At 41.5% G+C, this 11425-nt stretch carries 8 protein-coding genes; 2 read left to right on the forward strand and 6 right to left on the reverse strand.

Annotated features, from left to right (window positions below; all coding sequences use genetic code 11):
* Nucleotides 1-154 precede the first annotated feature (154 nt).
* A complete protein-coding gene (locus QA601_18315) occupies nt 155-1060 on the reverse strand; it encodes a prolyl oligopeptidase family serine peptidase (GenBank protein MDG5817058.1) in 906 nt (301 codons plus the stop codon).
* Nucleotides 1061-1327: 267 nt separating this feature from the next.
* Between QA601_18315 and QA601_18320 the strand changes: the two genes are divergently transcribed.
* Nucleotides 1328-1804, forward strand: a complete 477-nt coding sequence (locus QA601_18320) for a GPW/gp25 family protein (GenBank protein MDG5817059.1) — start codon at nt 1328-1330, stop codon at nt 1802-1804.
* Between the two features lie 2 nt (nt 1805-1806).
* Here QA601_18320 and QA601_18325 read toward each other — a convergent pair whose 3' ends face one another.
* The 4 genes from QA601_18325 to QA601_18340 all read right to left on the reverse strand — a co-directional run bounded on the left by QA601_18325 (nt 1807) and on the right by QA601_18340 (nt 8841).
* A complete protein-coding gene (locus QA601_18325) occupies nt 1807-2565 on the reverse strand; it encodes a hypothetical protein (GenBank protein ID MDG5817060.1) in 759 nt (252 codons plus the stop codon).
* 5 nt (nt 2566-2570) lie between these two features.
* Nucleotides 2571-3854 carry a hypothetical protein gene (locus QA601_18330; GenBank protein MDG5817061.1) on the reverse strand — a complete coding sequence of 428 codons (1284 nt, stop codon included), beginning with the start codon at nt 3852-3854 and terminating at the stop codon, nt 2571-2573.
* Between the two features lie 3 nt (nt 3855-3857).
* A complete protein-coding gene (locus tag QA601_18335; protein ID MDG5817062.1) occupies nt 3858-4703 on the reverse strand; it encodes a hypothetical protein in 846 nt (281 codons plus the stop codon).
* 526 nt (nt 4704-5229) lie between these two features.
* Nucleotides 5230-8841 carry an InlB B-repeat-containing protein gene (locus QA601_18340; protein MDG5817063.1) on the reverse strand — a complete coding sequence of 1204 codons (3612 nt, stop codon included), beginning with the start codon at nt 8839-8841 and terminating at the stop codon, nt 5230-5232.
* A 751-nt stretch (nt 8842-9592) separates the two neighbouring features.
* Between QA601_18340 and QA601_18345 the strand changes: the two genes are divergently transcribed.
* Nucleotides 9593-10399: a hypothetical protein gene (locus tag QA601_18345; GenBank protein MDG5817064.1), complete on the forward strand. Its 807-nt coding sequence runs from the start codon at nt 9593-9595 to the stop codon at nt 10397-10399.
* Nucleotides 10400-10521: 122 nt separating this feature from the next.
* Here the strand turns inward: QA601_18345 and QA601_18350 are convergent.
* Nucleotides 10522-11425, reverse strand: a 904-nt coding sequence (locus tag QA601_18350) for a hypothetical protein (protein MDG5817065.1), incomplete at its 5' end; no start/stop codon positions are given.

Genomic DNA, 11425 nt, shown 5'->3' on the forward strand with positions numbered 1-11425 from the left:
AAAAACACTAACTATCAGACATGGTAGAATAAATCCAGTACGTTTCATTTCCCTTCTCCCTTTGAATATGTTTACCCCAAACAGTAATCAACAACCTGACAAACAAACAGCCCACAAGTGACAATGATTAGTATGATGGCAATTTTTCATACCCCTACTCTATCAACCCATGTTCTTTTGCCCAGGCAAAAATATCCTTATACATCTGTCGTCCTTTTTCTAATCCCACCTTATGTCCAACCCCACTGTACACGATATTGTCTATCTGTACACCACTGCTTTGCAAATCTTCGATTATCTCTAGCTGCGTAGCTAAATCGAGTTCATCAAGCTCACCATTAATGTAGAGAATCGGTGATTTGACTTTCTTTAGATCTTGTGCGGGATTATATCGTAAGTAGGAACTCCAGAACCGGTAACTGTGACCAAGAAACTCTTTTGTAACATTATCCGGGTCAGCATATATGGTTTCGATACGTGACCTGAGCTCTTCAGCACTTTCAATTCCCCACTGCTGAGAGCGTCCGATGGCATGCTCAACAGAAAAGAGCAGATCCTCTTCAAACGTGCTTACGCTCCCGGCCATTGCAACATATCCTGTTATAAGCGCCCCACGCTCGGCCGCGATCTGCGGAGCAAGCATTGTCCCTTCAGAATCGGCCATAATAAGAATTTCTTTGATACCACGCTCTAAAAGATCATCTATTACTGTGTTTAGATCATGAAGTCTCTGATAGCGATTATTGGTGATAAAGTACTCCTGTTCATCAAATACATCTGATTTTTGCGGATAGACAATCTGATATCCAAACAGTGATGCTTCAGCGCCCATACCGAAATCTTTAGAAGCGGGAAACATTCCCGAGCCTCTGATAAAAAGCAGTACCCTTTCATAGTTGGTTTCATCGTTATAGCCAACATAATAGGTAACATCACCCGTCTCACCCTCAACTACATACCTTCTAAAGTCCAAAGTAATTGTACGGCTACAACCGGTAAACACCAAAGGGAGAGCAACAATGCATGCCAAAACACTCATTTTTACGAGGAAAAGTTTCATGGCCGGTATCCTTGTGTATGGTTTACATAGATTTTGTGAACGGATGACAGTAATATACTATCTAATTTGGATAAGTGAAAGCGGGATAACACCAGTTTCTTTTGAGAGTCACTGCTGACAGTATGGAATTTTTCAAATTTTCCTTGCTTACTAATGAGCTGTTTAGTATTTACACTATCATGGCATCCTTTAATGTGCAATGATAGGTAAAGACAATGCCATGTTTTTTATTATCGTAGTTATAATATTACAGGTGGTAACAATCGTATGCCTGCATCCCTCTTCGATAATCTTACAGGGGAATTTGGAGACGGTACACCCATTAGAGCCATATCTGATAAGTACCGATATATAAAATCTATTGAATCCAATCTCTCACGACTCTTTAGGCTTCGTAAAGGTGCGTATCCCCATAATCCTGCCATGGGGGTGCAAGACGGCATTGAAATTAACACAATGCTCAAAAGTAATCGCAAGGGCCTTGAAGAGGAGCTTACAAAAATGATCCTTTATTTTGAACCCCGAATTAGTAAGGTAAGATACTCAAACTGGCAGTACCGGACAGAATCGGGAACGGTCATTTGCATCATTATCGCAACACTTGTAAAAACTAAAGGTCGGGTACCTTTTAAAGCGGTGTTTCACCATGCTGTTGGCGGAAACAGTATCGAAATTGCTACGGTAGCGAATGCTGGAAATATGGTTGGAATTGAAGCCAGTACGGATGAGTTTCCGGATGATTGAACTTACTCCTTCTCATCACCCCAGATGATATGGATTTTCTTACCGTGCTTTTTTTCAAGCTGACGAACTTGCCAAGCATTAAAAACACCTGCAATACCGAACTGGATAAACATAACAGTCGAAAGAAAGGCGGCAAAAACCCCTATTCCCAATTGAAAATTTTTTGAAATCCTGCCTGCAATTATTGCAATTGCACCACCACCTATAGGAAACAGTATATTAAGTCCAATAACACCATGGTGTGCTTTTGAAAGAAATGATTTTGAATAATAATCTGCAAATGCACCAGACCTTACCAAACCCTTATTGTCAATTATTGTTTGCTGTGACATAAAATAAGTTCCATTTCTAAAATCAAAGCATTTTAGCCTATCCTTTTCTGTAAAATGATAGTCATCATAATAATACTTCAGGGGAAAGAAACTGTAGCAAATGAAAAACAATAAGGTTAAGGCCATAATTATATCAGCCGATGCGGTGTTTCCAAGAGCCAATGCAAGCAATGCACCTGTAATCATTGCCAAACCAGAGCCCATAGTGAAAAAATAGGTTAAGCAAGGAGCGAGAAAATGCCAAAACAACCTGTTTTGTTTTAATTGTAAAAAAAAGAAAGCAATGGTTGATGCTATTAGACCTGTTACTAAATAATAAGGCAGAAAGGCTACACCCCCAAAGACCCATAACGCTACAGACAACAATGGTATTATGGTAAAAACACTGTAACCGATTATCGAATACGGACGTTTTTTTTCTTTAATCATCATACTTATCTTCGAAATGGGAAATTATAATACTGCATGTAAATCATCCTGATATGGCGTTCAAGTTGGTAATAATTTCTACCAATTGGCTCAACAAATCTTTCATTGATAAATCTTGTAAGTGCCCTTTCTGCTTTTCTGCCTTGGTTCCTTAAAGCACTGGAAACCCCAAGGGTCTCATCAAGGTAGTCAAGAGTAATTCCAACAACAACGGTGATAACTAAACCCGCTGCCACTATGGCAAAAACAGGTGCAGCAGTCACACCCAAAAGCATACACCCAAAACCCACAACAAACCCCGCCACGACAGCGCTTATAGCAGCTTTTGATACGTTCATTCCAAATTCTACTATTAAATCAGAAATAAACCTCCCGTCATCGGATAACATACCCTGGTGCCAGGCAACGAGATCAACCACACCAATTACAACTACCGTAAGGACATTCCCCCTGAGTGCCGGGCTAAGCCCCCTTGCCGCAGCCGTCGCTCCGGCTGTAGGACTTTGGACTGCGCTCAACGCCATCACTCTGGGGTTCTGCAGTGCATACCGGGTGCCCCGAAACGTTGCACGGGTGCCACTCAAACCCTTAAATATCACAAAGTATTTACCATTGTACGGTTTGATATAAAACTCTTGCCCCGGAAAAAAGTCCCTCAAAAGATCGAAATTATTTACCGCTCCACCAATACCACCACCCAAAAGGTTATTACAGAGGGATCTTATAAATGCTTCTTTATCATATATTGATTCAAGTGTATATGCGCCTTCAGATAACCCCTCCTCTTCAATTATACTAGCTGGTACTTCGGTCATAGCCATGCTATTTTCAAGATCTTCCGGCTCTACCTCGTCGAACGGGTCGACCTCAATGCCAGGTGTACCCCCAATCTGAGGAAATACCCGATTCCCAAATAGTATCTCAATTGGCTCGTGAGGAGAAAAAAAGTCGCGGGGAAGCATTACAGGTAATCTGTTTTGTTCCCAGTGTAAATCAAGGTAAACAGTATCATACTGAAGCGGTCTTATAATAGAGAAATTTGCAGATTCATACTGCTTCAACCGAATACTATCCACTACGATATCGTTTTCTGCATCGAAAATGGGTCTCATCTCTTCACACTCACGACAATAAACAGTAAATGGTGTTGATGAATCAGTTTCATCATATTGTGTTATTTGTACCTCCTGGGGCTGAGAGATAAAAAGTACGTCATAATTTCCAGGCTCCTGAGGTGGTTGCCAGGTAGATTGCCCAAGAAATATTGTAAAGTCTCTATCGCAATTCATAATCTATGCAAAAGTCCCCGTGTTATCAGGTTGATGATTCGATGCATTTCTGTTAAAAGACAAGCCAACTTTCCCACAATTCCTTTTTAATACAGCTTTACCCCTTTTCGCTTCAGATTTTTCAACTTCTGAAACCTCCAAAGTTAAATTAAATGGACACCCCTCCTCATCCCTGAAGAAAATAGTAACATCTTCCACACCTGCATCAGATTTTGATTGCTGTTCAACTTTGCTGTTACCCCTGCAAGCTGCGCTCTCCTGAGCAGCTGCAACATGGGGTCCTTCTCTTAATAGTACTTCAAGTTCTTCGATCTCCTCGGGACTGTACATACAATCACTTTCATCGTAAAATTGATACGAAAGATACGGCCCCGCCTCAATGTTACCTACAGGCCGCGTCACCGTAATGTGTTTATATCTAAACCCCAGGTAAAGTTCATGCCCAAAGTGATCGTGTTTACGGTCTTTTATATTTGGCATCATCATTCGTACATATTCAAGTTTTACAGGTTCAAGCAAAAACCGTTGCCCAATAATCTCTATATTACCACCTTCCTGTAGCTCAGGGAAGTATAGTACCACACGCCTTATGGCAGTCTGAGAAAAATGTTGTGTAGGGCAAATAGTCGGTAACAACTGCAGCATAAGGTTATTAACATCCATGGAAACATGTACCGTACCATGGTGTGTAACCCAGTTTGAATTGCCAAAGGATTGCATTGTTTCTTTTGCACCAATGATCTGATTGTAAGTATGTACCTTGAAAAGTCCTTCTTTACCTGCAAAAGTATAAGGACCGGTAATTGCATCATGTATAAGGCGAATACGCATATATGTTTCATAGGCCATGACGCAATTACTCCTAATCAGGGAGAGGTGAAGGTGCTCATTTAAAATGCACCGCACTAAATAATATGATTTATTTCAGAGACAAGAACAACATTCTTTTACTTTTTGATTAAGAAATCCCCTACAAGCATACTTAGGTATAAGCATTTTCCTTAAATCTAAATACTCCCGATTGGAATGTGAAATTTGTAAAATATGAGAACTACAAGATGTTTCTCCATCTTTCATTCAGATTGAATTCCCTCCTAAGCGCCCAAAGGGCGCTCAAAAAGATCAGCGGGATACACCAGTCTACTGGCGAAGTCCCCGTGTGTGGTTCCCAAAATGACCCAGGAGCCAAAAGGGCGAGATAGTTCCTGGTTGCACCCGAAAATAGAGGGGAGAATCCCAGGTCTAGAACTACTGATAGAAACCGGAACAAATGCCATCTCATTCTTGCCTACTGATAGTGACTTAGCCCTCGCAGGCTACAAAAGGGACGACCGGACACCTCTGCAGGCTTTCCCGCCTTCTTACAAATAAAGAGTCATTTATAAGTTAACCCACCATCCTCGATTCTCCACCCAAAGTTATTTATGAGATAATCCCTTGCATCTGCTGCATATTGAGAGTACCGATTATCTCCAGCACTTAAATAAACATTTTGCTGAAGTTCTTGTTCGGCCCACCCAATGAGTAGAGCGTCATAATTTTCTAAAGATAGGTTTACTCCACCAAACATCATACCTGCATTTTCCACTTTTGTCACATTCCAAGACCCAATGTTCTGGTCAAAAGATTCAGCACCTCTAAACATACTAAACATATCAGATACACTGCTTACATCCCAATTAGTTATATCACCATTAAAGGAAGTAGCTAAATTAAACATATATGCCATATCCACAACATTTGAAACATCCCAACTGCCAATGTTCTGGTTAAAGGATGTAGCCCCATCAAACATCCGTTGCATATTAGTTACATTTGAAACATCCCACAAGCTGATATCCTGATCAAAAGATTCTGCATTTAAAAACATCCAATACGTACTGGTCACATTTGCCAAATCCCAACCACCGATGTCCTGATTAAAAGAATTTGCATTAGCAAACATTATGCTCATATTAGTTACATTTGAGACATTCCAACCACCGATGTCCTGATTAAATGTTTCGGCAAAACTAAACATACCATACATATTTGTCACGTTTGCCACATCCCAACCACCAATATCATGGTTAAACGATAAGGCACCGTTAAACATATAGCTCATGTTAGTAACGCTTTGTGGTATGCTATCTGGCACATTTTGCAGGTTTTCTGCATACCAGAATGCTCCTTCCAAAGATTTAATACCAAGATCACCAAAGCTACTAACCTTACGTAATTTACTATAACCGGTAATTGTATCACCCCAACTACGTCCCTTACCATACTGAGTAAGTTTACCAGTAATCAATACCTCGTATTCACCCTCTTCGCTATACGTGTGTGCATGATCGCCCTCACTGCGAATAGTATCTCTATTGCCATCACCCCAATCAACTACAACATCCACATCTCCATACAGGGGAAGAGCTATGGTTGTTCCTTCTGAATGTTTTGTGTCAAAGACAAGTACCATAGCGGTACTATCCCACAGTGCTGTAAGCGTACGGTTCATGGCAGGCATGGTTGTGGGAAGCTCTGGTTCCCAGCCATCAAAGGTATATCCATCACGGGTGGGCTCATCCGGTATGCTTATATTCGTGCCAAAGTTCTGAGTTATTGGATCGATTTCAGTGCCACCCTTAGTGTCAAAAGTGATCGTGTACTGGTTTATATTCCACTGGGCATAGAGAGTTACATCCTCTGCTCCCATGGTAAACTCAGCCTCATCGGCATAAGAATCACCGCTGCCACCAGGTTCGGTATTCCAACTATTAAATGAGTGCCCTGTACGGCCAAGCTGGTTTGAGCTGAGGGGTGCTGTTTGGTCGGTGGCAATAATCTGCGGTTCCATTGAGCCGCTTCCCTCATTAGCATCGAATGTTATGATGTTTTCGTTTGCACTCCACTGCGCGGTATGCGTGCTATTTTCATCATGCATAGTAGCAGGAAGCTCAGGCTCCCAACCATCAAAGGAATATCCAGTACGCTCCGGAGCCTCAGGCGTGGTTATCGCAGTGCCAAAGTCCTGAGTTATTGGATCGATTTCAGTGCCACCGTCACTGTCAAAAGTGATCGTGTACTGGTTTATATTCCACTGGGCATAGAGAGTTACATCCTCTGCTCCCATGATAAACTCAGCTTCATTTTCATACGAATCACCGCTGCCATCAGATTCGGTATTCCAACCATCAAAAGTGTGACCGGTACGGCTAAATTGATTTGAGTCAAGAGGTGCTGTTTGGTCGGTGGGTATAGTCTGAGGATCCATTGAGCCGCTTCCCTCATTAGCATCGAACGTTATAGTGTTTTCGTTTGCACTCCACTGTGCGGTATGCGTTTTATTCTCAGCCGGCATAGTATCAGGGAGCTCAGGCTCCCAGCCATCAAAGGAATATCCAGTACGCTCTGGTTTCTCTGGCGCGTTTACTACCGTGCCAAAATCCTGAGTTATGGGATTAATTTCAGCACCGCCGTTGCTAACAAAGGTAATAGTGTATTCAACCAACGTCCATTTTGCATAAATGGTACGGTCGTTCTCAATTAAAACCCCCTGAAAGTCAAATGGTATGCTTAAGCTTCTATCTCTGTACCATCCTCTAAAACGGTAGCCTTCCCTCTGCGGCACTTCTGGCTCTTCTACACTCTCTCCATACTTAACTCTTTGTGAGTCTACTTCTGAACCACCATTGCTATCAAAAGAAACAGTGTACACATTTAGCTTCCACTGAGCATGCAACGTGAGGTTATCAGCTCCCATCTCAAATGTGTCATTGGGATCAAAGGAGTTACCCTCTCCATTCGGATCGGTATTCCATCCCATGAAATGATGCCCCGTGCGGGTAAGGCTACCTGCTCCGGCTACTGTAACCTCTGCCCTCTCTTCATAAAAAGCTGTGTCGGGAGCGCTGCCGCCGGTATTGCCGTTTCCATGATAGGCAATAAAAAATACCGGGTCTTCTGTCCACTTTGCCTCTAAAGTCAGATCGCCCATTGTACCGCTCTCTATCTGTGATATCCTTACCGAATCCACAAACCATCCAAGAAAACTAAAACCCTCTCTTGATGCGTTATTTAATGATATAGCTTCAGATTCTATAGTGTAGGAGTTTGGATTATCGTCGTGGTTGCTTCCGCCGTTAAGGGTGTAAGAGATTTCGTAGGTAACAACATTCCAGTAGGCAAAAAGGGTAGTATCACTGGTTATCACCCCTTCTTCAAAATCCCACTTCTCATCCATATTCTGATCACTGTACCAACCATCAAAAGTATAGCCCTCTCTTTTTTGGGGCTCAGTTGGCTTTTCTAAAAGCGTTCCCGCAGTAACACTCTGTGTGGTGACTACCGAATCGTAGTTAAGGTCAAATGTTACTGTAAAGCTGTCGGTGTCGCTTTCCTCAGTCCACCGGGCATGGAGAATTATGTTTTCGTTGGGAACGGTGAGAGCGTCTCCTGCTATAAATATCTCAGAAGTGGAGCCGTGATCAATGCTCCATCCTATAAACTCAAAACCGTCTCTTGTGAGTTCTCCGGTATTACCAAGTACAGTTGCATTCTCGTCGGTTTGGTAGAACATTGTATCGTTTGGTATATCACCGGAATCGTGGTTGGAGCTGTTGTATATAACACTGTAGCCAGGATAAACTTTTAACTCAAGCTCTGCCTCTCTTTGCACATTCCGAATAAAATCAACAGTTATAAAGAGTTCATAGGTTTGGGCAGAATCGTAGGTAAGGGTTAGCGGTAACTTCCCCTCCCAGGCATCAGTACTAAGCGAATCGATACTTTTTTTAGTTCTTGAGTCACCAAACTCTACAGTGATTTTCTCTATGTAATTACCACCAACCAGCTCCAGAACAAGATCAAACGGTTCACCGGCAATGATTCGGCTATCTTCATCATACAGGTATAAATCAAGTGAGGCACGTTCAATGGGGTCTTCAGGTTGTTCACAGGAGGTGCTAAAGAAAACAAGTGGGCAGAGAAAAAACAGTAAATATCGTCTCATGTTGTAACTCCTGGTGGTAAGCGGTTTAGTATAATAAAGATATCTGCGATAATATAATACATTTACGCTCTGACATGAGGATTTCTTATGTCTGAGAGGGATTTTGGCTTTTGGAATAAAAGGTTTATGGGCCTAAGATCACCTAAGCAGTAGCTACGAAACCTTGGGCGACCTTCAAGAGTGCATAGTTCCGTTTGGATTCCCCCCCTTCGGCAATATAATCACGGAAGGGATAACATTTTTTTATAGTAATGTACCATACTCCTTTTTTTTACACACACTTATTCGAACTTTAATGAAATAAGAGTCCTGAAAGGCCATTCCATTTATATCCGGGTGTTTTAACTCATGATAGAGAAGCTAGGAGTTTTTTATCGTACTGAAATAACGATTTTCTTATATTATTTCACATATTATTCCCAAACACCCCAAACGCTTACACTATACATAAGTGAACTACTTTTCACTCTGATCCTTTTCTTCAGGTCCCTTTGGGAAACATTTAATCCCAAAATTTTGAGAAACGTGGGTCTTTTTGTAAGAATATCACGAACCTCTCTCCCTTACCAAAAACCTCCACTACTTTATCCCCTTCTAAAAATCGACTCACCCCCGAGCAACTTATCCTGTTTTGAAAAAGAGTAACTTTACTTTATTGTTTGATATAAATATTTTATAGGGGTAGCAGAACTTTCGATAGATGAAACAGTAGCACGGTAAAAACCTTATCACATCTTTGCCGGAGTAAGCAATGCCACCAATCAAAGCACCAAACGCTTCAGCACGACGGCGAAACTCAAAGCCCAAAAGACCAGGGGTGTCGTCGATTATTAAACAAAAAGCTGATGCGATTCCCGATAGCCAGGTTGTTAAACAGCACATGCCTCCCACGATCTTTGTCAAAGAGGTTGGCAAGTGGCTCACCTATATGGAAGCAGATCGTGAAGCGTGGGTTAAAACAGGGTTTCCGTGGTCGCAATTTCTTGAATTCTCTCAGCTACACAGTGAACTATTCAAGTCCATTTCGGATGTGGTAGTTAACAGAAACAATATTTCCAACGCGATGAAAATGTGGAAAGAGAAGAAAAAAGAGGTGTTAACCGAGCGCGGCCGCATGCTCGCGGCAACCAAAGCTGTTACCCAAACAGATAAAATCTATGCTAAAGTTATTAAGGAGATAACGTCAGGGTACTCCAATATGGATTGTGTCCAGGATATTTTATCGCTCACGGAACTACTAATGACCGCTACCGAAAACAAATCTCCGGTAACTATAGGTGATGTAACAATTGATAAAACCTATCTGAGCGCTAAAAACAGGTGGGCAAATGAAATGAAAAGGACACTCAACAAAGCAGAAGCTTCCCGATATAAAAAGCATAAGGATATTGTATACCGCAATAAGATAATTATGCTTTGCAGGCAGGCTAAAGATGAAATCGCGTTGTGGTTTGACTCAGTGTACTTTGATAACCCTGAGAGGAAAGCTGTTTTTACCAGTGACTATTACAGTAAGATGAATAAAAAAAATAAATCTCCCAAAAAAGAAAACAACTAAACTTATTTTTAGATGTTCGTTACGCTTTAACAGCATAAAACTTAAAAAAAGCCTGTACACCTCTACTTGTTGTGCAGGCTTTTTTTCATAAAATCTGTTTTATCTAATGTGTAGTAACCCCTTTAGAGCACGACCTTTGGCCCTTGAAGGATAGAAAAGTACGTAAAAGACGTTTTTCCCTCGTTAACAGAGCAATTGAGTGCGATTTTGAGTACTGGAAGTGCGATTTTGAGTACTGGAAGTGCGGTTTTGAGTACTGGAAGTGCGGTTTTGAGTACTGGAAGTGCGGTTTTGAGTACTAGAAGTGCGGTTTTGAGTACTAGAAGTGCGGTTTTGAGTACTAGAAGTGCGGTTTTGAGTACTGGAAGTGCGGTTTTGAGTACTGGAAGTGCGGTTTTGAGTACTGGAAGTGCGGTTTTGAGTACTGGAAGTGCGGTTTTGAGTACTGGAAGTGCGGTTTTGAGTACTGGAAGTGCGGTTTTGAGTACTAGAAGTGCGATTTTGAGTACTGGAAGTGCGATTTTGAGTACTAGAAGTGCGGTTTTGAGTACTGGAAGTGCGGTTTTGAGTACTGGAAGTGCGATTTTGAGTACTGGAAGTGCGATTTTGAGTACTGGAAGTGCGATTTTGAGTACTGGAAGTGCGATTTTGAGTACTAGAAGTGCAATTTTGAGTACTGGAAGTGCAATTTTGAGTACTGGAAGTGCAATTTTGAGTACTGGAAGTGCAATTTTGAGTACTAGAAGTGCAATTTTGAGTACTAGAAGTGCAATTTTGAGTACTAGAAGTGCAATTTTGAGTACTAGAAGTGCAATTTTGAGTACTAGAAGTGCAATTTTGAGTACTAGAAGTGCGATTTTGAGTACTAGAAGTGCGATTTTGAGTACTAGAAGTGCGATTTTGAGTACTGGAAGTGCAATTTTGAGTACTAGAAGTGCGATTTTGAGTACTAGAAGTGCGATTTTGAGTACTGGAAGTGCAATTTTGAGTACTGGAAGTGCAATTTTGAGTACTGGAAGTGCGATA

The organism is Chitinispirillales bacterium ANBcel5 (assembly GCA_029688955.1).
Taxonomy (GTDB): Bacteria; Fibrobacterota; Chitinivibrionia; order Chitinivibrionales; family Chitinispirillaceae; genus Cellulosispirillum; species Cellulosispirillum alkaliphilum.